Source organism: Ruminococcus sp. AF17-1AC (assembly GCF_003461385.1).
GTDB classification, from domain to species: domain Bacteria; phylum Bacillota; class Clostridia; order Oscillospirales; family Ruminococcaceae; genus Hominimerdicola; species Hominimerdicola aceti.
Map to the genome: position 1 here is coordinate 1 of NZ_QTWZ01000007.1, position 25,032 is coordinate 25,032.

Annotated in this window: 23 protein-coding genes; 7 read left to right on the forward strand and 16 right to left on the reverse strand. The window is 43.8% G+C overall.

Translation table 11 applies throughout. From position 1 onward, the window contains the following. The first annotated feature begins 553 nt into the window (after window positions 1–553). The 6 genes from rimO (at window position 554) to DWW81_RS06420 (ending at window position 7,680) form a co-directional block, all read left to right on the forward strand. On the forward strand, window positions 554–1,882 hold the full coding sequence (gene rimO / locus DWW81_RS06395) for a 30S ribosomal protein S12 methylthiotransferase RimO (protein WP_117897076.1): 1,329 nt from the start codon (window positions 554–556) through the stop codon (window positions 1,880–1,882). Window positions 1,883–1,898: 16 nt separating this feature from the next. Continuing rightward, a complete protein-coding gene (pgsA, locus tag DWW81_RS06400; protein ID WP_117863260.1) occupies window positions 1,899–2,477 on the forward strand; it encodes a CDP-diacylglycerol--glycerol-3-phosphate 3-phosphatidyltransferase in 579 nt (192 codons plus the stop codon). Between the two features lie 250 nt (window positions 2,478–2,727). Next, window positions 2,728–3,444: a serine O-acetyltransferase gene (cysE, locus tag DWW81_RS06405; protein WP_325206966.1), complete on the forward strand. Its 717-nt coding sequence runs from the start codon at window positions 2,728–2,730 to the stop codon at window positions 3,442–3,444. A gap of 25 nt (window positions 3,445–3,469) precedes the next feature. Further along, on the forward strand, window positions 3,470–4,885 hold the full coding sequence (gene cysS / locus DWW81_RS06410) for a cysteine--tRNA ligase (protein ID WP_117897075.1): 1,416 nt from the start codon (window positions 3,470–3,472) through the stop codon (window positions 4,883–4,885). Window positions 4,886–4,896: 11 nt separating this feature from the next. Further along, window positions 4,897–5,778 carry a peptidylprolyl isomerase gene (locus DWW81_RS06415; RefSeq protein ID WP_117897074.1) on the forward strand — a complete coding sequence of 294 codons (882 nt, stop codon included), beginning with the start codon at window positions 4,897–4,899 and terminating at the stop codon, window positions 5,776–5,778. A gap of 465 nt (window positions 5,779–6,243) precedes the next feature. Continuing rightward, window positions 6,244–7,680 (forward strand): hypothetical protein, encoded by a 1,437-nt coding sequence (locus DWW81_RS06420; protein ID WP_117897073.1) that lies wholly within the window; start codon window positions 6,244–6,246, stop codon window positions 7,678–7,680. A 153-nt stretch (window positions 7,681–7,833) separates the two neighbouring features. On the opposite strand, the gene DWW81_RS06425 is transcribed toward DWW81_RS06420, so the two are convergent. The 8 genes from DWW81_RS06425 to DWW81_RS06460 all read right to left on the reverse strand — a co-directional run bounded on the left by DWW81_RS06425 (window position 7,834) and on the right by DWW81_RS06460 (window position 17,122). Then, window positions 7,834–9,426 carry an FAD-dependent protein gene (locus DWW81_RS06425; protein WP_117897072.1) on the reverse strand — a complete coding sequence of 531 codons (1,593 nt, stop codon included), beginning with the start codon at window positions 9,424–9,426 and terminating at the stop codon, window positions 7,834–7,836. A 60-nt stretch (window positions 9,427–9,486) separates the two neighbouring features. Continuing rightward, entirely contained in the window at window positions 9,487–10,758 is a 1,272-nt protein-coding gene (locus DWW81_RS06430; RefSeq protein ID WP_046440777.1) for a CdaR family protein, read from the reverse strand. Beyond that, window positions 10,746–11,627: a diadenylate cyclase CdaA gene (gene cdaA / locus DWW81_RS06435; RefSeq protein WP_117876473.1), complete on the reverse strand. Its 882-nt coding sequence runs from the start codon at window positions 11,625–11,627 to the stop codon at window positions 10,746–10,748. Before cdaA ends, DWW81_RS06430 begins: the two co-directional genes overlap by 13 nt. A gap of 164 nt (window positions 11,628–11,791) precedes the next feature. Further along, window positions 11,792–12,652 carry a YitT family protein gene (locus DWW81_RS06440; RefSeq protein ID WP_117897071.1) on the reverse strand — a complete coding sequence of 287 codons (861 nt, stop codon included), beginning with the start codon at window positions 12,650–12,652 and terminating at the stop codon, window positions 11,792–11,794. Window positions 12,653–12,682: 30 nt separating this feature from the next. Further along, window positions 12,683–14,152, reverse strand: coding sequence for a DUF2130 domain-containing protein (locus DWW81_RS06445; protein WP_117897070.1), 1,470 nt, complete (start codon window positions 14,150–14,152; stop codon window positions 12,683–12,685). 283 nt (window positions 14,153–14,435) lie between these two features. Next, the gene (gene hcp, locus DWW81_RS06450) at window positions 14,436–15,998 is read right to left on the reverse strand and encodes a hydroxylamine reductase (protein ID WP_117897069.1); all 1,563 of its coding nucleotides are present in this window, start codon (window positions 15,996–15,998) and stop codon (window positions 14,436–14,438) included. A gap of 67 nt (window positions 15,999–16,065) precedes the next feature. Further along, window positions 16,066–16,584, reverse strand: a complete 519-nt coding sequence (locus tag DWW81_RS06455; RefSeq protein WP_041337233.1) for a nucleoside recognition domain-containing protein — start codon at window positions 16,582–16,584, stop codon at window positions 16,066–16,068. After that, window positions 16,571–17,122, reverse strand: a complete 552-nt coding sequence (locus DWW81_RS06460; protein ID WP_207661176.1) for a nucleoside recognition domain-containing protein — start codon at window positions 17,120–17,122, stop codon at window positions 16,571–16,573. Before DWW81_RS06460 ends, DWW81_RS06455 begins: the two co-directional genes overlap by 14 nt. 227 nt (window positions 17,123–17,349) lie before the next feature. On the opposite strand from DWW81_RS06460, the gene DWW81_RS06465 reads away from it, so the two are divergent. Further along, complete coding sequence (locus DWW81_RS06465) at window positions 17,350–17,598, forward strand: AbrB/MazE/SpoVT family DNA-binding domain-containing protein (RefSeq protein ID WP_022288275.1); 249 nt, start codon at window positions 17,350–17,352, stop codon at window positions 17,596–17,598. 112 nt (window positions 17,599–17,710) lie between these two features. Here the strand turns inward: DWW81_RS06465 and DWW81_RS06470 are convergent, their stop codons facing one another. The 8 genes from DWW81_RS06470 to pyrE form a co-directional block, all read right to left on the reverse strand. After that, window positions 17,711–18,574 carry a GH25 family lysozyme gene (locus DWW81_RS06470; protein WP_117897067.1) on the reverse strand — a complete coding sequence of 288 codons (864 nt, stop codon included), beginning with the start codon at window positions 18,572–18,574 and terminating at the stop codon, window positions 17,711–17,713. After that, on the reverse strand, window positions 18,546–19,004 hold the full coding sequence (locus DWW81_RS06475) for an Rrf2 family transcriptional regulator (protein ID WP_022288277.1): 459 nt from the start codon (window positions 19,002–19,004) through the stop codon (window positions 18,546–18,548). The genes DWW81_RS06470 and DWW81_RS06475 overlap by 29 nt, the downstream gene beginning before the upstream one ends. 16 nt (window positions 19,005–19,020) lie before the next feature. Beyond that, window positions 19,021–20,121, reverse strand: a complete 1,101-nt coding sequence (gene rpoD, locus DWW81_RS06480) for an RNA polymerase sigma factor RpoD (protein ID WP_022288278.1) — start codon at window positions 20,119–20,121, stop codon at window positions 19,021–19,023. Between the two features lie 42 nt (window positions 20,122–20,163). Beyond that, window positions 20,164–21,927 carry a DNA primase gene (dnaG, locus tag DWW81_RS06485; RefSeq protein ID WP_181982685.1) on the reverse strand — a complete coding sequence of 588 codons (1,764 nt, stop codon included), beginning with the start codon at window positions 21,925–21,927 and terminating at the stop codon, window positions 20,164–20,166. 23 nt (window positions 21,928–21,950) lie between these two features. Continuing rightward, complete coding sequence (locus tag DWW81_RS06490) at window positions 21,951–22,946, reverse strand: deoxyguanosinetriphosphate triphosphohydrolase (protein WP_117897065.1); 996 nt, start codon at window positions 22,944–22,946, stop codon at window positions 21,951–21,953. Window positions 22,947–23,065: 119 nt separating this feature from the next. Next, on the reverse strand, window positions 23,066–23,686 hold the full coding sequence (locus DWW81_RS06495; protein WP_117897064.1) for a YigZ family protein: 621 nt from the start codon (window positions 23,684–23,686) through the stop codon (window positions 23,066–23,068). Window positions 23,687–23,741: 55 nt separating this feature from the next. Continuing rightward, a complete protein-coding gene (rpmE, locus tag DWW81_RS06500) occupies window positions 23,742–23,942 on the reverse strand; it encodes a 50S ribosomal protein L31 (RefSeq protein ID WP_022288282.1) in 201 nt (66 codons plus the stop codon). 425 nt (window positions 23,943–24,367) lie between these two features. Next, window positions 24,368–25,030 carry an orotate phosphoribosyltransferase gene (gene pyrE, locus DWW81_RS06505; RefSeq protein ID WP_117897063.1) on the reverse strand — a complete coding sequence of 221 codons (663 nt, stop codon included), beginning with the start codon at window positions 25,028–25,030 and terminating at the stop codon, window positions 24,368–24,370. Between the last annotated feature and the right edge of the window lie 2 nt (window positions 25,031–25,032).

Here is a 25,032-nt window from a genome sequence, read left to right on the forward strand (position 1 = left end):
ATCTCTCTTTTCTTTTTTCTTAATTTTGTCCAATATCTATTGTAGCACTACAGAGAAGAAAAACTGACGGCGCAAAAGTGCTTGACAAAATAAATTGCGTGGTGTATAATATAGGTAACCACGAGATTGATTGTGTTCACAGTGACACACAAATGAAACCCCCGAAAGTTGCAGCTTTCGGGGGTTTCTCTTCGGGCTTGTCGGTACTATTTCTTTCTGCCAAACCACTTGGTAATTAGGTTACCAACCACACTACCCACGACAGAAAGCACGAGATCGATTATGTATATCACAGTTTCCACCTCCTCCCTGACGGAGAAGACCGACAAGCATATTATATCACATATTCTGCCTGACTTCAACATATTTTTACTAAATCAGGACGGGTTGACTGTAGGCTGCGGACTTTGTGGAAATTTCATAAATATTTTGATTTTTGTCATACAATAGTGACTAAAAGGGCTTGACAAAACTGTGTAAAAGTGAGATAATAAGATAGATTATTGTGATACTTTATGCCGTCCGTTGGCGGTGTAGGATTGGAGATTTTTTCATGGCAACTAGAGTGGGAATGGTTTCTCTCGGATGTCCTAAAAATCAGGTGGACGCTGAGCATATGCTCTATGATCTGCGCAAAGAGGGTTTTCAGATAGTTTCTGACGCAGCCCTTTCTGATGTGGTCATTATAAATACCTGTGGATTTATCGAGTCGGCTAAACAGGAGGCTATAGACACTATACTTGAGTTCTGTACTCTCAAGCAGGAGGGCAGGATAAAGGCGGTAATAGCTACGGGCTGTCTTGCTGAAAGATACCGTGACGAAATGAAAAAGGAGATCCCTGAGCTTGACGCTGTTGTGGGAATAGGCTCTAACGGAAAAATTTGCGATATTATAAGAGAGATACTGCTGGATAAGCAGGCGGTCTGTTCTTATGGCGCAAAAACTGAGCTTTCAATGGAGGGCGGAAGAATTATTTCTACTGAGCCTTTCTATGCGTATATAAAGATAGCCGAGGGTTGCAGCAACAACTGCACTTACTGCGCTATCCCGTCTATAAGAGGAAAATACAGAAGCAGACGCATGGAGGATATCGTCAAGGAAGCCAGATGGCTGGCTGAGAACGGCGTGACGGAGCTTGTAGTTGTGGCGCAGGATACAACACGCTATGGCGAGGATATATACGGCAAGTCTATGCTCCCTGAATTGCTCACGGCTCTTTGTGAGATAGACGGCTTCAAGTGGATAAGAACGCTTTATTGCTATCCAGAGAGGATAACGGATGAATTGCTGGACGTTATCGCTAAAGAGGACAAGCTTGTAAAGTATCTTGATATGCCTATACAGCACTGCGACAAGACCATACTTAAAAGAATGAACCGCCATGGGGACAGAGAGACCCTTACGGCGCTTATAAAGAAGATAAGAGAAAAGATACCGAACGTTACGCTGAGGACTACTCTTATCACAGGCTTCCCAGGGGAAACTAAGGAACAGTTCGAGGAGCTTTGCGAGTTTGTAAAGGAAATTCGCTTTGAAAGGCTCGGCTGTTTTGCTTACTCGCCTGAGGAGGGTACGCCTGCGGAGAAGTTTGAAGATCAGGTGCCTTTAAAGGACAGAGAGCGCAGAGCGGAGATAATAATGGAAGAACAGATGATTATTTCCGACAGCCTTAACGAGGCTGCTCTCGACAGCGAAGTCGAGGTGGTTTGCGAGGGCTTTGACAGATATGCCGAGTGTTACTACGGCAGAAGTCAGGCGGACGCACCTGAGATAGACGGAAAGATATTCTTCCTGAGCGAGGATAAAGTTAGGGTCGGCGAGTATGTCAAGGTAAAAATTGACGATACTATGGATTATGACCTTATCGGCTCAAAAATGTAGATGAAAGGAACTTGATATGAACCTGCCAAATAAACTTACAGTGCTTAGAGTAATATTGATACCGTTTTTTCTGCTGTTCGTGCTGCTTTTCAAGATACCGCATCACATGGTGTTTGCGCTTATCGTGTTCGCTGCGGCTTCAATTACAGACTGGTTTGACGGCAAGATAGCAAGAAAGCACAATCTTGTTACAACTTTCGGAAAGTTTCTTGACCCGCTTGCAGACAAGCTTCTTGTTATGACGGCGCTTATCTGCTTCACATTTGAACGTTGGATAGACCCTGTTGCGGTGGTACTGATACTTGCAAGAGAGTTTATGGTAACGGGTCTTAGACTTGTTGTGGCAAGCGAGGGCGTTGTGGTCGCTGCAGGAATATGGGGTAAGCTGAAAACGGCTTTCACAATGGTGGCACTTATTGCTATAATGGTTTTGCAGATCGTTAATCCTGCGGAAAAAGGAAGCCCTGATTTCACTTGGGGAACACCGATATTCCTTGTAAACGAGATACTCATTTGGATAGCTGTTGTGCTGACAGTCATTTCTGGCGCAGTTTATCTCAAGGGATACTGGAAGTATATAGATTCGGGCAAATAATGTGGCCTGCCGACGTGTTGCGGCATATGATAACTTAATATATAAATGCGTATCAGCAAGAGTAGCTGTGAGGTAATTTTCAGAGAGGAGCCGTTTGGTGCAAGGCTTCAAGGACTTTCAGTGAAGTGCGGCTGACAGCAGGGAGCGAACAACGGCGAAAGCTTAGTATTCCTCTTCGTAGGGTCTGCGTTAAAGATATTGAGCTGTACAAAATTTTGTACAGGAAATCGGAGTGGGACCGTAGATCATAATCTGCCTCCGGAGTGGTGAAACGCCATTCCGGAGGTTTTTTCTTAGAAAGGGAGAGATAGATATGACGATTTTGGAAAACATAAAGCATGATATTCAGACTATAAAGGACAGAGATCCTGCGGCAACTAGCACGCTGGAGATCCTCACATATTCGGGGCTTCACGCTGTGGCTTTTTATAGGGTGTCGCACTGGTTCTATGTTCACAAGCACAAGGTCATCGCAAGATGTATTTCGCAGTTTGCAAGAATGTTGACAGGTATCGAGATACACCCAGGTGCTAAGATAGGCAAGGGTCTGCTTATCGACCACGGCTCGGGTGTTGTTATAGGTGAGACCGCTGAGATAGGCGATTACTGCCTGCTGTATCAGGGCTGTACCCTTGGCGGAACAGGTAAAGACCACGGTAAAAGACACCCGACCCTTGGAAACAATGTTATGGTAGGCTGCGGTGCAAAGGTGCTTGGACCATTTACTGTGGGGGACAATGCAAAGATAGCCGCAAATGCGGTAGTTCTTGAGCCTGTGCCTGCAAACTCAACGGCTGTGGGCGTGCCTGCAAGGATAGTCAAGCAGAACGGCAAACGCACCTGCGACCTCGATCAGGTGCATATCCCTGATCCTGTGGCTCAGGAGCTTTGCCAGACAAGAATACAGATAGCTAAGCTGGAAAAGAGAGTGGCTGAGCTTGAAAAGATCGGAAAGAAAGAACAGTAAAATATAAGGAAAGAGGTAAAGATAAATGAACATTTATAACACGCTTACTCACAAGATAGAAAAATTTGTACCAAACGAGCCGGGCAAGGTGTCAATGTATACCTGCGGTCCTACAGTTTATCACTATGCCCATATCGGCAATCTGAGAAGCTATATAATGGAGGACGTTTTGGAAAAGTATCTCCGCTATGACGGTTATGACGTAAAGAGAGTAATGAACATCACTGACGTTGGTCATCTTACTTCTGACGGCGATACAGGCGATGATAAAATGCTCAAGGGCGCAAAGCGTGAGCATAAGACTGTTATGGAGATCGCAAAATTCTACACTGACGCTTTCTTTGAGGACTGCAAGAAGCTAAATATCAAAAGGCCTGACGTTGTTGAACCTGCAACGGGCTGTATTGGTGATTTTATCAAGGTGATATCTGCTCTTATGGACAAGGGCTATGCTTATGAGGCAGGTGGAAACATTTATTTTGATACTTCAAAGCTGAAGGAGTATTATGTTTTCCACAACTTTAATGAGGAAGATCTTGAGGTCGGCGTTCGTGATGGCGTTGAGGAGGACACAAACAAGCGCAACAAGGCTGACTTTGTACTGTGGTTCACAAAGTCTAAGTTCGATGATCAGGAGCTTAAGTGGGATTCCCCTTGGGGTGTGGGCTATCCTGGCTGGCATATCGAGTGCTCTTGCATTTCAATGAAACATCTTGGCGAAAGACTTGACATTCACTGCGGTGGTATCGACAACGCTTTCCCACACCACACAAACGAGATAGCACAGTCTGAGGCTTATCTTGGTCACAAGTGGTGCAACTACTGGTTCCATATCCTGCACCTTAACACAAACAGCGGAAAGATGTCAAAGTCAAAGGGCGAGTTCCTTACTGTTTCACTGCTGGAGTCAAAGGGCTATGACCCACTGGTATACAGATTTTTCTGCTTGCAGTCACACTACAGAAAGTCACTTGTTTTCACATATGAGAACCTTGACAATGCAAAGACAGCATACAACAAGCTCACTGCAAGGATAGCACAGCTTATGGCTGACAAGAAGCCTGACGAGGTGGTGGAGCTTGAGGATTTTGAGAAGTTCAAGGGTAGCTTCAAGGCGGCACTTGATGACGATATAAACACTTCAAATGCTATCACTGTTCTGTATGACGTTCTTAAAGCTGACACTAACAATGAAACAAAGCTTGCCCTTATCGAGGATTTTGACAAGGTGCTTTCACTTGGTCTGATAGAAGCTGCAAAGAAGCTCAGTGCTGACGGTGAAGAGGATATCCCTGAGGAGGTCAAGGTGCTTGTTGAGGAGCGTAAGGCTGCAAGAAAGGCAAAGGACTTTGCTAAGGCTGACGAGCTGAGAGATAAGATAGGCGAGCTTGGCTATATCGTTGAGGAAACAAGACAGGGCACAAAGATAAAGAAAAAGTAAAGGAGCGTTAAATGAGCAAAAATAAACAGGATCTGGGTCCATACCGCAGAAAACAGTTTCAGACGTATTTTCAGTTTTCACTTATAGCAATTTGCTTTGTTATAATCTTTGTTCTCTTTTACGCCTGCACCGGCAGCAGCAAGAACGATATAGACTATACTGACGCAAAGGTGATACAGATGGACGAACCTGCCGATGACAGCCCTGTGGTGGTTTTTGAAACAAACAAGGGAACTTTCAAGGCTGTGCTTTTCCCTGATGAAGCACCGAACTATTGCAAGTTTTTCACTGGACTTGTTGAAAAGGGCTATTATGACGGCACTTATGTGAGCATGGTGCAGGACGGTGTGTATTTTATAGGCGGAACAAAGCAGGCTGACGGTCAGACAACTTCTGACACTGACACTACCACTATCGAGGCGGAGTATTCAAAAAACCTGTGGCCTTTAAAAGGTGCGCTTTGTGCATACACGCAGGAGCAAGGTCACTTGTTCAGCAAGAAGAAGGTTTCAAACAGCTATCTTCTTTTTGTTGATAACTATGACCTTACCAAGGAGGAGCAGGCGGAGCTTGACAGCAAGCTTGCAGACAGCAACAATATCCCTGAGGATATCACCGATGCTTTTGAGAAATATGGCGGTGTGCTGAATTTCTCTCAGCAGTATACTGTTTTCGGTCAGGTATATGATGGCTTGGATATTTATGACGAGATATGCGGTGCTGATGTGGCTGATTCTGAGACGCTGAAGCCTAGGGAGGACATACAATTCACAAAGGTGTATATGTCTACCTACGGAGAGAATAAAAATAGCAATGCTTTTGCAGGCAGTGCGGATAGTTCTGAGGTTTCTGAGAGTGCGGTCGACAGTGCAGACACAAGCTCGGAGATGTAAATTAATCATATCAATTAAAGCGAACGGGTGGATGCCTGTTCGCTTTTTATATTCACTGAAAATTCATTGTTTATTTGTTTATTTCACTATAAATTTGTATTAAGCTCTGCTATACTACTCTTTAGAACATAAAGATTTTAACATTGTTTTTGTATGAGCCAAGGCTTAAAATCAGAAGATTTTATACTTAATATAAGAATATGAAACATGAATTTATTATATTAGGCATGACGGCTTATATTGTAAATTACATTAATAACGTTAGCCGAGCCACAGTTCTTGACTTTATGAGCCTATTGTGGTAAACTTAAAACCAAGTCAATGTGTGAAAAAATTCCGGCAGTGCTTAGCTTTTATGTGCGTTGAGCCGAGGGTTGAGCTTGCAAGGGTGTTGGACGATATTAACGAATTTTTTAGTAACAGAATAGGCAGGAAAGTCCTGTCTTTAAAATAGGAGGAAATTTTATGAGCGAATACAAGATCTATTCATTGCATATGGGTAAGGCAAAATGTGCTGTTGATTTGGGCGACGGCTCTGAGCGTGGAGAGTATGTAAATCAGGATTACATTCTTAACAAAATGGGCAGACCACACAGAAGCATAAGCCTTATGTACTGCTACTATCCGTTGGATAAGGAGTTCCCCGGAAGAATTTCTGAGGTAATGAAAGACGAAGATATTTCTTTTGCATGGGATTATCCATATGACGATTATTTCACATACAAGGGCGGTCTTGAGGGCAACACAGAGGGCGAGCCTTTTACCTTCATGAGAGATGTAAGACGTCATGGACAGGACGTTACACTCACACTCACAGTTGACCCACACGTTTCAGACGAACAGCTTATCGCTATCGCAAATGACCTTAGACCTTTCGGCAGACTTCTTCTTAGAATAAACCATGAAGCTACAGGCAACTGGTTCTCATTCAACAAGAGATGCACTTATCAGGAAGTTGCTGATTTCTACTGCCGTTTCAATAAGATACTTAAAGAGCATGCACCAAACGTTTCTACTATTCTTTGTATCGGTGGCATTGAAGATCTTAACAAGAAAGAGATAGAAAAGGAAGCAGAGTTTTCACAGGCTGTCAAGGAGACAGACATCTGGTCTGTTGACAAGTACATGGCTCTTCACTGGGGTTGGCCTTATGACGTTGCTGAAAGAGGCGGCACAAGCCACAGCAGAAGCAAGGTCAAGGACATATACAATATGACAAAGCGTTCTTTTGAGAGATTCAAGGAGATAAACGGCGGCGTTACAAAGCCAATGGTAATGAGCGAGTTCAACGCTGACGGTGATGTTACAGGTCCATACGATCAGGCAGCAATGGTAAAGGAATTCTGCGATATGCTCAAGGCTGACGGTGAGAATTGGTTCTCAGGATTTACTTTCTATCAGTTCAGAGACAGAGGTCGCCTTGGTCTTGAAATTCAGGACCCTAACTATGCTGACTGTGGTATCGAGCAGCCTGTTATGAAGACATACAAGGAGATTATCCACGATGATTTCTTCAAGCCTGCAATGACAAGAGGCGACGAGGTTACACTGCCATGCACGCTTCGTTGGGGCGGTTCTGAGGACGCTGAGGGTCTGGAGATCCCTCTCCACTTTGAAAAGAATCCACACTTCTGCGAGGTTACATTTGATGATGATTCAAACATCATGATGGAGATAAACGGCAAGTGGTTCTACAAGTCACCTGAGGCAAAGACGATCGACCTTATGGCAGCTTTCTTTGAGAAGCCGCTGGAGGGTGAGGCTGATCTGACTCTCAGACTTTTTGCTCCTCCTGCAAGCGGTGAGAACGATCTTTCTATTGAGGACGGACTTATGAACAGCTACACAGAGATCAAGAAGCTTCCTGATATCCGTATCAGATTCGAGCCTGTTGAGCTTTAATTTCAGACATAATTTAAGGGACGGTTTTGCCGTCCCTTTTTGGTTTATTGGGTGACAAATAATGCAAACGGGACGTCGGGGGCGCCGTCCCCTACAAAGTAAAAAGGTTGTATACTGTACAAAAAAGTGTACAGTATACAACCTTTGTCTTTGTTATTTATCGTAAGGAGCTTGTCTTGACATTATCTGCATTGCGGCTTTAAGACCGTCAACGGCGGCGGACATTATGCCTCCTGCATAGCCTGCACCCTCGCCGCAGGGATAGAGATTTTCCACTGAGAGAGATACCATATCTGCGTTTCGTGTAATGCGAACAGGGGAGCTGGTACGGGTTTCAGGCGCGGTGAGCATTGCACCTTTATCGCCGAAGCATTTCATTTTTCGTGAGAAATTCTGCAAGCCACCCTCCAGCATATCAGTCACGAATTTAGGGAATACATCACGAAGCTCTGTCGCCTTACAGCCAAGTGCGTAGGTGGGTGAAACTGTGCCTGCTATTTCAGGCTTGCCATCAAGAAATCCGCCAACTGTCGTGCCTGCGCCTTTATATGAGCCTGTGAGAGTATAAGTTTTTTGCTCTATAGACCGTGCGAAAGCCACTCCGTCAAGCGGGCAGTGACCAAAGTCGTCAGGGGTAACGGCCACGACAACTGCGGCGTTTGCGTTTTCACCGTCACGGGCAAACTCGCTCATGCCATTTGTGACAGTGCCTCCGCTTTCGGAAGCTGACGGTACAACTGTACCGCCCGGACACATACAAAAAGTGTAAACACCTCTGCCGTTTTTATCACGCCATGAAAGCTGATATTCACCCTTTGGAAGCAGTGGATTGCCTGCATGGTCACCGTATAAGCTTTCGTCAACAGCCGCCTGCTTATGTTCTATTCTTGCGCCAACAGAGAACGGCTTAGGCTCTAGGAAGATGTTTTTGCACTGCAAAAGCTCAAAAGTATCCCTTGCGGAATGACCAATAGCAAGTATAACGGCAGACACTTTTTCGTCCTTTTCACCTGCTGATATAGTCTGCACTTTGCCGTTAGCGATAGCCAGATCAGTGAGGGCAGTGTCAAATCTTACCTCGCCCCCAAGCTCTATTATCCTTTTTCGGATAGCCGTGACGATATTTCGCAGATTGTCAGTGCCGATATGCGGTTTAGCTTTTGTGAGGATCTCTTTCGGCGCACCGAAATCCACGAAGCGTTCAAGAACATATCTGCAAAGAGGGTCTTTTATTCGTGTGGTGAGCTTGCCGTCAGAAAATGTGCCTGCACCACCTTCACCGAATTGCACGTTGCAATTGGTGTCAAGCTCGCCTGTGAGCCAGAATTTCTGTACCGATGCAGTACGTTTATCCATTGAGCTGCCACGCTCTAAAATAATCGGTCTATATCCCTGCTCGGCAAGGGCAAGCCCTGCGAACATTCCTGCTGGTCCAAAACCTGCAATGACAACTTTGCCCTCTGCTTTTTCTGTGGATATGACAGGCTTGTAAACACTGCGCTCAACATAGGTCAGGGAAGTATTCTTCTCACAAAGATTCTTTTCAAGGTCGGCACTGTCAAGTGTCACGAAAACTGAGTGGACAAAGTGAATGTCGTTGCGCTTTCGTGCATCAAGAGAGCTTTTGTGTATCTCGCAGTCTATGGCGTGCTTTGAGGCACTGCCTAGCTTTTTCAGAGCGGTGGAGATAACTTCCTGCTCTGTTGCGTTAAGGGGGGAGCTTATTTGATTTACTATTATTGGCATATATCCTCCTGCGTTTTTACCGAAAAATCGGGACGAATATATCGTCCCGATAAAATTCTATTAGTCTGAAACAACTATCTGTATCTCGTTTTTGCCGAAACCCCAAACGTTGTTGTAGGTCGGTGAATAGATTATAGCCTCTCGAGCATAAGAACCAGAGTCAATTATGTCGCTGAGATTGACCTCAGCGTATAAGTCGCTGTCTTTAAGATTGTTTATCACATCTTCAGGACCGTAGACCTTGACGTTTGTGAGCTTTTTTGTTTCTATCTCAGTGGACTTGCCTGACGGCTTGCCCGTTGCGATGATATGGTCTGATGTTATGGTGAACTCCTTCGAGGTGTATCCCTCTGAGTCAAAGGATACACGAACGTTTTCATCGCCATTCATATTGATCTCACCTGAGTTGAGAGGGATCTTGAAGCTGAACACTTTTGCAAGGTTTATCTCTGAAAGTTTTATGGAGCCGATAGTGAGCGTTTCTGTATCTGAGTCGTCAAGATTTGGCGATACCACAGATATCTCTTCCTCGGAAAGCTTCAGTGGCAGTGAGCTGACATCAAAATTATCCGTACAATTAGAGATATCTACCTTTAGCTTTGCTGTCTTTTTCTTGTAGATAACAAAATTCACGTCAACAGACTTTGTATCCTTGACTTCTATTTTAGATGGATCAACAACGTTGTCGTCATCGTCATAGAATACGATATCCTGTGTGTTGATAGTCGTGTCCTCGGATATTTTCTTTGATTTTGAGATCTGTGCCACCGCTTTGCTTATGTTGTCAAGGTCATTTTTCGGACCTTCAACTGTTATCTCGCTTGGTGATGTGGTAGTTTCTTTAAGGATATAGCCCTCCTCAGCGCTTATGAGCGGGGCTTCTGCGGTGAGTGGGATAGTCTTTGTGGTAAGTCTGTCAAACTCCACAGAAACAGTGTCAGGGTTGACAGAAACTACAGTTACCTTGTCGGTGGAATGTGATGACTTGACATCAATGTCAAGGTCGTAGGTACCCTCTTTTGTTACGTCATCAAGATTGACAGTTGCCACAAGATCTGCGGCAGTATAGCTGCCTATCTCATAGTTCATGCCCTTTATCTCAACGTCTACGGAGATATCCTTATAGTTGAGTGCGGAAAGTCCTTTTTCTTTTGCCTGCGTTCCGTCAAGTGAGAACACAACAGGAACGTTTGTTATAGTCTTGTTTATTGTAGGATACTGAGTGATAGAAAGGGCGAACCATATTATTACAGCAATGATTATGGAAAGTATTCTCAGACCAAAGTCTGCACCATGGCGATTTTCTTTTTTAGCCTTTTTTACTTTTTCCATTTTGAAATCACCCTTCCTGCAAAAGAATTTTCTCTAATGGAATTAGCGTCCTTTTCAGGCAAAAGACGATTGTCCAGAAGTCTTTTCAGAGAGTCCTTTGAATATCCTCTGGTAAGCTCTCCGTTTTCGGCAACTGAGATGTTGCCTGTTTCCTCAGATACCACGACGACTATTGCGTCAGAGTTTTCGCTCATTCCGATAGCTGCACGGTGTCTTGAACCGAGTTGTTTGTTTATAAGTTCGTCTTTCTGCGGTCTTGGCAAGAAACAGCCTGCCGCAAGTATTATTCCGTCTCTGATTATTACAGCACCATCATGGAGCGGTGTATTCGGGAAGAATATGTTTCCGAATATTGCTGTTGACGGTATGCAGTTGAGTATCGTTCCTGTAGCTATCTGTTCCCCAAGCTTTGTCTTTCTCTCACAGATTATAAGCGCTCCTGTTTTGGTGGAAGAAAGACTTGCGGCAGAATCACATATAGCGTCAATAGCTTTTTTCCAATGTTCGGTGTTGTCGTCAGAGTCACTTGAGCTAAAGAAATTAAAGCCACCCAGACTTGTTCGTCCAACCTTTTCAAGAACACGTCTGAGTTCAGGCTGAAACATTATGATAAGAGCAAGGAAGCCCCACTGGAAGCAGATCTTCAGCAAAAATCTGATAGTTTGCAAATTAAAGAATACTGCAAGCAGGTAGCAACCTATAAGTATAAGGATACCTTTTGTGAGCTGCTGCGCCCTTGTTTCGCGAATAAGCTTTATGCCGTGGAATATCAGAAAGGAGAGGATAGCAATATCGACAATGTCATTAAGACCTATTGATGTAAAAACGCCCCAAATAGCGTTTATAACATAAGCGATACTGTCAAGCATAGTTCACACCCTTTCGATAATTTCTGTAAATGTAATGAAAAAAACAAAACAAATACAGATGATTTTATATATATTAATAGTATATCATATTTTTTCGCAAAGTACAAGGGTTGAACAAGATTTTTTTTTAATAAAAAGCGGACCTTTTTCAGTCCGCTTCTATATCAGCTCTCTTTTGGCAGATAAAATCTTCCTGAGAGTTTTTGTGTTTTTACTTCATTTATGAAGGCTTTCGGATCGGCTTCTTTTACAGCGTGTATGACCTTTTTGGTCTGTGCCGCTGATACTACTGAATAGACGATCTGTCTTTCGCAGTGTTCATAAGACCCTTCGCCGTCAAGTATGGTCGCGCCATGCTGGCTCACTGCATAAATAGCGTCTGCTATCTCTTTGGGCTTGTTTGTTACGATAAGCAAGGTGCTTTGCTGGAATTTTTTGTAGAGCATATGCAAAACGGTTGTTGAAGCATATTGAAAGATGATAGAATACAGTGCCTTGTCCCAGCCGAACATAAAGCCTGCAACGCACAATATGACCGCATTGAAGCCAAGTATAACATTGAAGGTGTCCATATTGCTTTTCTCTGAAAGATAAATGGATATAAAGTCCGTTCCACCTGATGTTGCACCACGATTAAGGCAGAGGCTAATGGCAACGCCGTTTATCATTCCTCCGAAGATGCTTATGAGAAGCACGTCCTGAGTGATTATGTGGTCGGGGATAAGGTCGGTGAAAAAGCTGTTGAGCAGTATCATCACGCAGGAAAAAGCCGTGAACTTTTTGCCGATAAATCTGAAACCGATATACACGGGGATTATGTTCAGAGTTATGTTTATGATGCTGAACGGAAGCATTATGCCTGCAAGCTGTTTCACTGCACGCTGTATGAGTATGGACATTCCTGTCATTCCGCCTGGGTAAAGACCGCCTGTGTTTACAAAGGTCTTTGTGTTTAGCGCCATTAGAAAGGCGGCGACAGTCACGGCGATAATTGTGAAAATGTCTTTTCTGATATCTTTTTTCATGGCTTTGCCACTCCTTTCATATGTCAGCAATTATTCTCCTTTAAGCTCGGCAAATTTTTTCTGCATGGTAGGGTTATTTTTGGTAAGGCTCTTGATAGTGAGAGCGTCAGCCTTTTTGTTAGCAAGGCGCAGATTGTTTTCTGATGAAATAAGATTTTCTTTTATCTTTGTGAGATGTGCTATAGACTTGTCTATTTCTGTGATAGCTTCCCCAAAACGTCTGCTTGCAAGTTCATAGTTTCGGGCAAAGCCCTCCTTGAAAGTGTTGATGTTTTGCTCAAACATTGTGATGTCGATATTCTCGTTGCGTACCTTTTCAAGCTCTTCCTTATAGGAAAGGGTATTCATGGCGGCATTTCTCAGTATGGTGATTATCGGTATAAAGCACTGAGGTCTGACTACATACATTTTATCATAAGCATATGAAACATCTGTGATGCCTGCGTTATAAAGCTCGCTGTCGCCTTCCAAAAGTGAAACAAGTACAGCGTATTCGCAATTTTTCTGATGTCTGTCCTTGTCAAGCTCTTTGAAGAAATGCTCGTTCTTTTTCTTGGTGGAGGTGGTGTCCTGCTCGTTTTTCATTTCAAACATTATGGATATTATCTCCACACCGTTTTCATCACATTCACGGTAGATAAAGTCGCCCTTGCTTCCTGAGCTTGCGTCGTTATCCTTGTCAAAATAAGCGTTTCTGAATGCGGTAGCTCTTATCTTGTTGAACTCGTTCATGCAGTGCTGTTCAAGACTCTCGCCCACCATTTTTGTAGACAGACGGCTTTTTAGGTCTTTGTAGTATGCGATAGCTTCGTCCTTGCTTTTTATCTGTGCATTAAGCTCTGCAATAGTGGAATTTTTCTCACTTTCCACTTTTGAAAGTGCAGTGGTAAGCTCCAAAGCCTTTTCAGTATCCTTATTTTTGATATCTGTTTCAAGACGAGTTATCTCCGCTTTATATTCATTTTCTGACTTTTGCATTTGCAGAGTATGCTCAGAATTGAGCTGCTGTATCTGCATATCACGCTGAGATATCTCCTGCCTGAGCTTATCCTTTTCACTGTTGAATTGCGATCTTGCTTTCTCCACAGCCATTGATATGGCAAGTTCTTTTTCTGTGGTCATAGATTTGGTCTGAGCGGTAAGCTGTGCAATAAGCTTTTCGTTTTGACTTATCTGCTCCTTTAGCTGCTCAAGCGTTTTTTCATACTCGGCTCTTGTGCTTTCCTGCGCCTTTGTGACTGCAAGTGTCTTTTCACTCTCACCGTTAGCCGCAGCCGCTTTCAGCTTTTGTATCTCCATATCCTTATCATTGACAGCCTTTGTATACTTGCTGTCAAAATCAAGCTTAGCAAGTTTCAAAGCCTTGTCTTTTTCATCAGCCACACGCTTGTCAAGCTCTTTATCAAACTCCGCAGTTTTTACCTGTGCCACGATAGCTGCATAGCCCTGTTCATCAACTTTGAATACTTCTCCGCAGTGGGGACATTTTATTTCAGACATTTTATGTACCTCCGATTTTTTTGTTTTTTCTTTAATATGATTATATCATATTTTATTCTCCTATACAAGAAATGAAGAAGATTTTTTTACGACAAAAAAGCAGGAACGTATTATCACGCTCCTGCCAATTTGTTGAAAAGCCCAATAGTTAGCGAGCGACCAAAGGTTGCCCCTACATAAAATAGCTACGTCATTTGTAGGGGACGGCGCCCTCGACGTCCCGCTTGCTTGTTTTTTTTCAGCACTCTCAGCAGGAACGTAAAAATCACGCTCCTGCGAAAATTTAGCCGAGTATTTTCTTTATATCTTCCTCTGGTGTGCTGATAGGTGTAAGCTGGAACTTATCCACCAAAACGTCAAGCACGCCCTTTGAAACGAATGCAGGGAGGGTCGGTCCGAGGTAGATGTTCTTTATGCCCAATGAAAGCAGGGTGAGAAGTATGCACACTGCCTTTTGCTCATACCATGAAAGCACAAGTGTCAGCGGCAGATCGTTCACTCCGCAGTCGAACGCCTCGGCGAGTGCAAGGGCTATCTTTATGGCTGAGTATGCGTCATTGCACTGTCCGCAGTCAAGTATCCTTGGTATGCCGTCGATAGTGCCAAGATCCATATCGTTTATGCGGTATTTTCCGCAGGCAAGAGTGAGGATAAGGCTGTCAGGCGGCGTAAGCCTTGCAAGGTCGGAATAGTAACTTCTGCTCGGTGACGCACCGTCACAGCCGCCTATGAGGAAGAAGTGCTTTATTCTGCCCTCTTTCACAAGGCTTATTATCTTTTCGGCATTTGACAGCACTGCGTTGTGTGCAAAGCCTGTTGTTACTGTGTGACCGCCGTTCATGCCTGTCATTTCTTTGTCCTCATCATAGCCGCCGCACTCAATGGCTTTTTCTATAACAGGCGTAAAATCCTTGTCGTCGCCAATGTGCACAAGCTCAGGATATGACACGATAGAGGTGGTGAAAACTCTGTCGCAGTAGCTTTGACGGACAGGCATTATGCAGTTTGTTGTGAAAAGTATCGGTGCAGGGATATTGTGAAATTCCGACTGCTGATTTTGCCAGCCTGTGCCGAAATTGCCCTTTAGTTGCGGATAGGCTTTGAGCTTTGGATAACCATGGGCAGGGAGCATTTCACTGTGAGTGTAGATATTCACTCCTTTATCTTTGGTCTGCTCAAGGAGAAGTTTCATATCGTGCAGGTCATGACCGCTCACGACGATAAAAGGCCCTTTTTCAATGGTCAGTGGAACTTCTGTAGGGACAGGGTCTCCGTATGCGTCAGTGTTTGCGGCATCGAGAAGCGCCATACATTTCAGGTTCACATTACCTGTTTCAAGCACCAGCCCCAACAGCTTTTCAGGGTCGTTCTCACTGCCTATGGCACGCAGAGCCTTGTAGAAAAAGCTTGTCACCTCGCTGTCAGTTTTGCCAAGTGCCTGTGCGTGATAAGCATACGCCGCCATACCCTTTATTCCGAAGAGGATAAGTGATTTCAGCGAGCGGATATCCTCATGATCGTTCCACAGTTTTTTCATGTCGTAGTCATCAAACTTCTGAGAGTTGATGCGGTTTCGCTCAATGTGTATCTCCTCTGTGAGCTGTTTTATGGTGACATTATTGAAGTTCACGTTCGTGATAGTCGTAAAAAGCCCTTTGAGTATGAGCATATCTGTTTTTTCAGTTGACGAGCCATTTTCTGCGGCGTTTGCAAGGGCGATAAGTGCACCGATAAGCTCGTCTTGATAAACTGCTGTGTCGGCTTTTTTGCCGCATACGCCTACTTTTCCGTCACAGCCTGTGTTGTGTGCAGTCTGCTGACACTGGAAACAAAACATATCTTTCATTGGTAAGACCTCCGTATATTTGTGATAGGTCTATTATGTACCGATATGTGAAATTTATTCCTGCGTTTTATGAGAAAAACAGCCTTACAGCCAGTGCAGAGAACACAAATCCCATAAGGTCTGAAAGGCACGCCGCCGCAAATACCGAGGGATAAGCCTTTTGTTTTATGGCTGAAAAATATACTGCTATGGTGTAGAATGTCGTTTCCGTTGACCCCATTAAAACGCTTGCCACACGTCCACTGTAGCTGTCAGGGGAAACGCTTGAAAGAATGGTTTCAAGGCAGGCGAGTGCGCCGCTCCCTGAAATGGGTCTGACTATGGCAAGGGGTATGCACTCTTCTGGAAAGCCTAGAAAAGTGGTCACAGGTCGGAGCAGTTTTGCTATAATATCAGCCGCACCTGACGAGGTGAACATTCCCACTGCTGTCATAAGCAGAATGAGCATTGGTATCAGCCCCACGGCGATTTTGAGGTTTTCAGTTGCACCCTCGCAGAACACATTCACTATATCCACCTTTTTCACAAGCCCATAGCAAAGTATAAAAACCATAAGCGCAGGCACGAAAATGTCACCGAAATTCATGGCGTTCGTCCTTTCTGAGGTTGAGGGCATAGACCATAAGACAGCCTGCGGTCACGGAGATAAGGGAGGAGAAAATGATAGCAGGCGTTACGTCAAAGGGGGATACTGCACCGTGTTCAAGGCGCATTGCCGCAATGGTGGAGGGAATAAGCTGAATGGAAGCTGTGTTAAGCACCACAAGCATAGAAATGCACTTCTTTCGTGCCGCAGGCGGAAGCTTCTGCATGGCTTTCACGGCGGCTATGCCTGAGGGTGTGGCGGCATTGCCTAATCCTAAAAGGTTTGCGGTCAGGTTCATTGTCACGGCATTCATGACCTCGGGGCAGTGTGCGGCATCTCTGAATAGTAGCCTTGTGACAGGGGATAGCATACGGGCAATGACCGCTGTTATGCCAGCCTTTTCACATATCTTCATAAGTCCGCCCCAAAGACACATCGAGCCACTCAAGTATATGACAAGCTCCACCGCTTTGTTACAGCCTTCAAGAGAAGCCACTGATACTGCTGTCATGTCGCCTTTAAGAAAACCGCATAACAAGGCGGATAGGGACAATATCACAATTATTACGCTTAATATAATTAACACTCCTTTCAATTAGTATTCATATCAAGTTAATATATAAAAAACTTTGACAATAAGTGTGAAATTTTGGTGATAACGCTTGACAAATGTAATTATGTTTGTTATAATATGTTTATCATAAGATTTATGTTAAATGAAATACTATTTTTGTGTTTCAAATTAATTTAAAGGGGATTGATTTTATGAAATCTACAGGAATTGTAAGAAAAGTTGACGAGCTTGGAAGAATAGTACTTCCTATCGAGCTCAGAAGAACCTATGACCTTGCTGTTAAGGACGCTATCGAGATCTATACAGATGATGACAAGATTATTCTGAAGAAGTTCCAGAGAACTTGTATCTTCTGCGGAAGCGGTGAAGAGTGCGTTGAATACAAGGGCAAGACAATTTGTGCAGCTTGTATGGCAGAGCTCAAGGGTGAAGCTAAGTAATTACATATTTGTAGTAATATTATGAAACAGACAGGACGGACATGAAAGTGTTTGTCCTGTTTAATTTTATGTATGAAAAAAAGCGTGTATGCAAAAAAACATACACGCTTTTTTATATTATAAGCTTTTTGAAATCATCTTCGCTGCCGTTGAACACAGTCATGTGAAGATATTCGCCGCTTTCATAGAATGAGAATTTTACACGGTTGGTATAAGTCCAAAACGTCCAATCCATATCCTCGTCAGGCTTTGAAAACAGGCTCTCATACCATATCTTGTCCTTGTTAAATCTGCTGTCTGAAGCAACGATGTTTTTGTACGTCCGTTCTGTGCAGTATATGACAGGTCTTACGCCGTATTGCTTTTCTATCCTGTCGCAGAAGTCTGCAAGGTTATCTGCGGCTTCGTAATAGTCAGGGGGCAGAAGTCTGTAAAGTCCTCTCAGTCTTACCTCCACTGCAGGGATAAGCCTGCCGCTTAGATCCTCGCCCACGGCATTTATGAAATGCTCTGCCTGCTTAGTGCCGTCAGTATCAAGCTCAAGCACATGATATGCTCCCACTGATATATCAGTGTCCTTTGAGCCGTTCCAGTTGTCACGGAAAGCGCCGTCCTCAAAGGTAGTGCCTTTGGTGGCTCTTATATAGGCGGTCTGGATATTCTGCTTAGCAAAACTCTTCCAGCGTATCTCGCCCATTGACTCTGTTACAACAGGTCCTCTTATTGGATAGTCACGCTTTTTCGGCTCATTGAACCACAGTCTGCCTGTATACAAAAGCACCGCAAGGTTTATCACAAGCACAACTGCACACAGTATTATCAGCCGTTTTACGAGCTTTTTCAGAAATCTGTGACGCGGCTTTTCTTCCTCGTAGACCTCGTAATTTGTGTAGTTTGAAAGGTCACGATCATCATACTCGTTGTCTATTTTGTTTATAGCTTCCTTGTCAAGCTTGAATTTCTTGCTGCGTTTCATTAGCAGTATCCTCTCGGTTAAATTCCTCAGAATTTGCGATAAGCTCCGCAAAGGTATATGTGTCAAGCTTGTTCCTTACCATTTCAGATATCTCGTTAAAAGCCTTCTGATAACAGCAGATACCGTCTGCACCTCTGTTGCAGGTGCAGTCTGGGGAAAGACATCTTGAAAAATAATATGTACCTTCTATGGCTTCAAGAACGTCTTTCAAGGTAAGCTGTGCAGGGTCTTTATTTATGATATAGCCCCCCTGCGTGCCTTTATATGACTTCACTATATCAGCCGCAACAAGCTTTCTCAGTATCTTCAGCGCAAATCGAAGTGTAACGCAGGCGTCATTGGAAATGGTCTTTGCGTCCATTTTGTCTTTTTCGCGGCATAGAACGGATACTATTCTTACTGCGTAATCCGCCTCAAGTGTTATAAACATTTATTTCCTCCGAAACTTAGTCAAGATAATCTCTTACCTTGTTGCTCCTGTTAGGGTGACGGAGCTTTCTGAGAGCCTTTGCCTCTATCTGACGTATTCTCTCACGGGTAACATTGAACTGCTGACCTACTTCTTCAAGAGTTCTTGAACGTCCGTCCTCAAGACCGAAACGCAGTCTGAGCACCTTTTCTTCTCTCTCTGTAAGAGTGGAAAGCACCTGATTTATCTGCTCTTTAAGAAGCACAAGTGAAGCGGCTTCTGCCGGAGCCGGAGCGTCATCATCAGGGATAAAGTCGCCAAGATGTGAGTCCTCCTCCTCACCGATAGGTGTTTCAAGAGAAACAGGATCCTGAGCGATACGCATTATCTCTCTTACTCTTTCAACGCTCATATCAAGCTCTTTTGCTATTTCCTCAGGTGACGGATCATGACCGTTCTTGTGGAGCAGCTGTGAGGATACTTTCTTTACCTTTGTGATAGTTTCTACCATGTGTACAGGTATTCTGATAGTTCTTGCCTGATCGGCGATCGCTCTTGTTATAGCCTGTCTTATCCACCATGTGGCATATGTGGAGAATTTGAAGCCCTTTGTATAGTCGAATTTTTCAACGGCTTTGATAAGACCCATGTTGCCTTCCTGGATAAGGTCAAGGAAGCTCATTCCTCTGCCCACATATTTCTTTGCGATAGAAACAACAAGTCTGAGGTTTGCTTCTGCAAGTCTTTTTCTTGCTTTTTTAGCGTCCTTTTCATTGCCGCTAGACATCTTTTCTGCTAGCTGTATCTCCTCCTCGGAGGTAAGAAGCGGCACTCTGCCTATTTCCTTAAGGTAGATCTTAACCGGGTCGTCGATAGCGATCCCGTCAGTTGAAAGGGAAATATCAACGCCGTCCTGATCCAGATCGTCTTCCGGGTTTACCATGTCAAGGCTGTCGTCGGTGATGATATCATCAATTATCTCAATGTTATTTGCGGCACAGCTATCATAGAAGCTGTCCATTTGCTCAACGTCATAGTCGAGCTTTTCAAGAGCGTCAGTTATCTCTTTTGTAGTGAGCTTGCCTGTAGTTTTGCCGTGTTCCATAAGGTTATCAAGTATCTGTTTCTTGTCTGTCATTTCAAACACTCCAATCTCAATTTTTACATCGGTTGATCTTTGCTAATTCTTTTTGCGCATTTCTTCAAACTTTTTGAAAAAGTCATCGTCGGATATATCCTCCTGTTTCTCCTTCGGCTTGTAGTTTAAAAGCACATTTATATAATCCTCAGCGACCTTGGCGTCAATGCCCAGTTCGCTGTATTTTTCCAGTATCTCCGTTATCTTACCCACTTCCTCGGGTGAAAATTCACCATTAAAAGATGATACAGAGCAATCCTGCAAATCGGTTATCTTGCTCGTCAGGCTTTCGTAAACACGCCTATTGAAGCTGGTAACGAATTTGTCGGGCGGAAGCCTTTTGAGAACATCTCCGCAGGCGTCATGATTATTGTAGAGATAATATATGATACCCGCTTCGGCGGCGGATTCTCGTCTGTGTTCATTGGCTTCGGGGTTTATGGTGTCACGTTTGTCAGCGAAAGTTATAGTGCGAGTCCATTCCTTTTTGCTATACTGGTAGCGACGGTTTTTAAGTATAGCATTAAGTTCTGCATTGACAGTTGTGATGCTCACATTCTGTTCAGCCGCCACCTTTTTTGCGTATATCTCACGCTCAGTAGGGGAGCTTATATCCGCAAGGACTTTATAGGCTTTTTTGAGATAATCTATCCTGCCTATATCAGTGTCCATATCAATGCCGTCTTTGCATTTGTCTAGCTCAAACTCTATTGCACCGTCTGATTTTTTCAGCAAATGGCGAAAGTGGTCTGCTCCGAATTTGTTTATGTACTCATCAGGGTCTTTTGCACCGTTCATTTTTATAACGGTGGTCTTGAGGCCAGTTTCACCTAGAATTTTTATTGCTCTCGTTGTGGCTTTCTGACCTGCGCCATCTGCGTCATAGCATATGACAACGTTGTCTGCATAGTTGGATATTATCTTCGCTTGCTCAGGGGTGAGCGCAGTTCCGCAGGAAGCTACGGCATTCTCAAAGCCTGCCTGATTAAGGGAAATAACGTCAAGGTTACCCTCGCACAGAAGAATGGTCTTATCTTTCACTGCGGCGTTTTTGGCGAAGTTCATGGAGAAAAGAAATCTGTTTTTTGAATACACAAGGGTATCTTTTGAGTTAAGGTATTTTCTCTTATCGTCAGGTGTGAGCGCTCTTCCGCCAAAGCCCACTATATGACCTGCAAGGTCGATAAAAGGGAACATTGCACGATTTACGAAGAAATCGAACGTATTTCGGGTATTCTTCTGTGAACGTGAGATAAGCGAGCCTTGCTCCAATTCTTCCTCGGTGAAGCCCTCAGAGAGCATATAGCTTTTCAAGGCAGACCAACTGTTTGGAGCAAAGCCCATTCCATATTTCTTTATGGTTTCAATACTGAGCTTACGTTTGTTTATAAGATAGTCAAGACATTCCTTGCCCTGTGGTGTCTTTAGCTGATGATAGAAAAACCTTGCGGCTGTTTTATTCATTTCATAGAAGCGCTTTCTGGTATCGGTTCGCTTGCTGTCATAGCCGTTATCCTCCGGAAGCGGCACTCCGCCACGTTCTGCAAGGAGCTTGACAGCTTCCCAATAGTCCAGATTATTGTACTTCATTGTAAAAGTGATAACATCTCCGCCTGCTCCGCAGCCAAAGCAGTGAAAATACTCTTTGTCAGGGTGAATATGGCAGGACGGGGTTTTTTCGTTGTGAAAAGGGCAGAGGCAAACATAATCTCTGCCTGTTCTTTTGAGGGTGACGTAGCTGCTCATGACCTCTGCGATAGGGTTGGCAGCTTTAAGTCTTTCTATAAAATCTATAGGCAGCGGCAAATTTCTTCCTCCTTGGGTATGCGCTAATACTTTGTCCACCCCAATGGGATAAACAGATTTTTAAAGGTCTCAATGGCAAAGCCGTCTGTCATGCCTGATATGTAATCGCAGATAGCGCGGTCAATTCCGAACTGATAGGCGAGATTCATATAAAAGGCAGGCAGCTTTTCTATATGATGAACATAGTAGTCATAGAGCTTTGCTATCATGTCTTTAGCTTTGACTTCTTCTGATTTGCACTTTGGATTTGTGTACACAAAGTCAAACATAAATCTATGCAGTGCAGTGTAGGCGTCACTCACTTCGTCGTCCATATGCAGGCTTTCAGCTCCGCCCTTGATAAGCGATGTCACAAGAGTGGTTATCCTCTCAGACTTGGATCCGCCAAGAACCTTTGTGATGTTTTTCGGGATATCCTCCTCGGTCATAATGCCTGCACGAACGGAATCGTCGATATCGTGATTTATATAGGCGATAACGTCTGCAAATCGCACAACATATCCCTCTTTCGTGTCGGCTATCATGTTAGTGTGCTTTAATATTCCGTCACGGACTTCTTCTGTGAGGTCAAGACCCTTGCCGTCTTTTTCTAAAATATCCACTACACGCAGGCTTTGCTCATAGTGGTGAAAGCCGTCAGGGCTAAGCTCGTTGAGAGCCCTTTCTCCTGCATGACCAAAAGGTGTATGACCAAGGTCATGACCCAGTGCGATAGCTTCGGTGAGATCTTCGTTGAGCCGCAAAGCCCGTGAGATAGTTCGTGCGATCTGACTTACCTCAAGGGTATGAGTAAGTCGTGTTCTATAATGGTCGCCTGCAGGGGACAGATAGACTTGAGTTTTATGCTTCAGCCGTCTGAAAGAGTTGCAGTGAAGTATCCTGTCACGGTCACGCTGGAAACACGTCCTCAGCGGACAAGGTTCGCAAGGCTCTTTACGCCCTTTTGAATCAACAGACAAGCAGGCGTTTTCGCTCAGAAATTGTTTTTCAAACAACTCGGTTTGTTCTCTCGGCAGCACAAAAATTCCCCCTTACAGTATATAAAACATACTAACTCTATATAATATATACTATAATAGTTCAAAAAAGCCTTTATTTTTACATAAAGGCTGAATGTTTTTGTATAATCGCACAAATCTCACGCAAAATCGGCAAGAAGATTTGTTTCTTCTGACAATTCAAGCTTGCCGCAGGATATATCCGTAAGCTGTTTTTTTAGATTGTCTGCAAGCTCAGACTTCACAAGAAACGCAAGGTTTACAGAGTCTGCAAAGTCCTCTTTTTCCATTATCACGCTATATTCAGGCAGCGCATAGCTGAACTTGCCATAAAGTGTATAGTCGCAGGAAAAGGATATTCTTGAACACTCACACATTTTCATTTTTCTTGCAGCGTTCACCGCCATTGAACAACCCTGAGAATAGGCTCTTGTAAGACCGCTTGCCCCCAAAAGTATTCCACCGAAATATCGTGTCACCACCACACAAACGTCTGTAAGCCCAGATTTGTTTATTACATCAAGCACAGGCACTCCGCCTGTACCCTGTGGCTCGCCGTCGTCGCTGTATCGTGAAACGTTGCCCTCTCTCACCACATAGGCATAGACGTTGTGCCTAGCCTTGCGGTTTTCGGCTTTTATCCTGTTTATAAATGCGACAGCCTCATCAGCGGTGCTGACAGGTGCGATATGCCCGATAAATTCGGACTTTTTCTCCGTAAAGCTCGCCTGAGCTTCCTCATAGATTGTTGTATATCCCATTTGGTTTCCTCATATAAAAGAAAAAAGGAACGGAATTATCCGTTCCCTTTGAAAATTAGTCAAGATTAAATCTCTTCTTGAATCTGTCAACACGTCCGCCTGTATCTACGAGCTTCTGCTTACCTGTGTAGAATGGGTGGCACTTAGAACAAATTTCAACCTTGATATCCTTCTTTGTAGAACGAGTATGGATAACATTACCGCAAGCGCAAGTAATTGTTGTTTCCTCATACTTTGGGTGAATTCCTTCTCTCATTTGACTTCCTCCTTCCAAACTAAAATTATGACTCATAGAAGCCCATCATTTCAGTTTAGACAGTAGTTCTATGTAGTATTTATCAATATGCTGAACAAATCAGCTTTATTATTATACCATTATATACGCCACTTGTCAAGCACTTAACACTTTTTTTACATTTATCCTGCTCATTTCGACAAAACAAAAAGGCAACCCATTGGCTGCCCTTTGCTTGTGTAAAAATTTTGGAGAGGATGAAACGAGCTAAGAGTTTAATCTTAGTGTTTACATTCTTTTTTCTTTCTCTGTTCTACATTACATATTATAGCCTTTAGGGGCTGTAACTTCAAGAACAGACAAGTTACATTTCACTACAATACTGTTACAAATTATTTCAATTTGTAACTTTAAAATAACCTTAAATTTTTCTCAAAGCAGGCTTATTATTCGTGGTCAACTCCGTATGTTGCACGGTATTCCAGCATTTTGTCAAGATACTCTTTGCCCTCAACAACACCGTCCTGAATAGCCTTGATAATATCGTTGATGTTTACGATAGAGTATACCTTTACGCCAAAGTCTTTATAAGCCTGTTCAACAGCTGAAAGGTCAGTATCCAGTGCTTTTTCCATTCTGTCAACTGTTATCACCATGCCTGTTACGTTTACGTCTGCGGCACTTTTGAGCTTTGGCATTGACTCTCTGAGAGCCTTGCCAGATGTCATAACATCGTCGATGATTATTACCTTTTCTCCGTCTGCAAGCTTCTTTCCAACGAACATTCCGCCCTCGCCGTGATCCTTAGCTTCCTTTCTGTCAAAGCAGTAAGAAACGTCAATGCCATACTTGGTTGCAAGCGCGATAACGGCTGAAACAGCAAGAGGGATACCCTTATATGCAGGTCCGAAAAGTGTTTCAACAGGTATTTTGTTGTCTGCTATGCAGTCAGCGTAAAAGCCGCCCAGCTTTGCAAGCTGTTCGCCTGTTTTATAGTTTCCGCAGTTGATGAAATATGGAGCTTTTCTGCCGCTTTTGAGAGTGAAGTCGCCAAACGTGAGAACTCCGCTGTCTACCATAAATTTTATAAATTCTTCCTTGTAGGTCATAT

Bases quoted from the DNA above. Each gene is read 5' to 3' on its own strand.
- rimO (WP_117897076.1), top strand. From the start codon at position 554: ATGGCAACTAGAGTGGGAATGGTTTCTCTCGGATGTCCTAAAAATCAG.
- pgsA (WP_117863260.1), top strand. From the start codon at position 1,899: ATGAACCTGCCAAATAAACTTACAGTGCTTAGAGTAATATTGATACCG.
- cysS (WP_117897075.1), top strand. From the start codon at position 3,470: ATGAACATTTATAACACGCTTACTCACAAGATAGAAAAATTTGTACCA.
- DWW81_RS06415 (WP_117897074.1), top strand. From the start codon at position 4,897: ATGAGCAAAAATAAACAGGATCTGGGTCCATACCGCAGAAAACAGTTT.
- DWW81_RS06420 (WP_117897073.1), top strand. From the start codon at position 6,244: ATGAGCGAATACAAGATCTATTCATTGCATATGGGTAAGGCAAAATGT.
- DWW81_RS06425 (WP_117897072.1), bottom strand. From the start codon at position 9,426: ATGCCAATAATAGTAAATCAAATAAGCTCCCCCCTTAACGCAACAGAG.
- DWW81_RS06430 (WP_046440777.1), bottom strand. From the start codon at position 10,758: ATGGAAAAAGTAAAAAAGGCTAAAAAAGAAAATCGCCATGGTGCAGAC.
- cdaA (WP_117876473.1), bottom strand. From the start codon at position 11,627: ATGCTTGACAGTATCGCTTATGTTATAAACGCTATTTGGGGCGTTTTT.
- DWW81_RS06440 (WP_117897071.1), bottom strand. From the start codon at position 12,652: ATGAAAAAAGATATCAGAAAAGACATTTTCACAATTATCGCCGTGACT.
- DWW81_RS06445 (WP_117897070.1), bottom strand. From the start codon at position 14,152: ATGTCTGAAATAAAATGTCCCCACTGCGGAGAAGTATTCAAAGTTGAT.
- hcp (WP_117897069.1), bottom strand. From the start codon at position 15,998: ATGAAAGATATGTTTTGTTTCCAGTGTCAGCAGACTGCACACAACACA.
- DWW81_RS06455 (WP_041337233.1), bottom strand. From the start codon at position 16,584: ATGAATTTCGGTGACATTTTCGTGCCTGCGCTTATGGTTTTTATACTT.
- DWW81_RS06465 (WP_022288275.1), top strand. From the start codon at position 17,350: ATGAAATCTACAGGAATTGTAAGAAAAGTTGACGAGCTTGGAAGAATA.
- DWW81_RS06470 (WP_117897067.1), bottom strand. From the start codon at position 18,574: ATGAAACGCAGCAAGAAATTCAAGCTTGACAAGGAAGCTATAAACAAA.
- DWW81_RS06475 (WP_022288277.1), bottom strand. From the start codon at position 19,004: ATGTTTATAACACTTGAGGCGGATTACGCAGTAAGAATAGTATCCGTT.
- rpoD (WP_022288278.1), bottom strand. From the start codon at position 20,121: ATGACAGACAAGAAACAGATACTTGATAACCTTATGGAACACGGCAAA.
- DWW81_RS06495 (WP_117897064.1), bottom strand. From the start codon at position 23,686: ATGGGATATACAACAATCTATGAGGAAGCTCAGGCGAGCTTTACGGAG.
- rpmE (WP_022288282.1), bottom strand. From the start codon at position 23,942: ATGAGAGAAGGAATTCACCCAAAGTATGAGGAAACAACAATTACTTGC.
- pyrE (WP_117897063.1), bottom strand. From the start codon at position 25,030: ATGACCTACAAGGAAGAATTTATAAAATTTATGGTAGACAGCGGAGTT.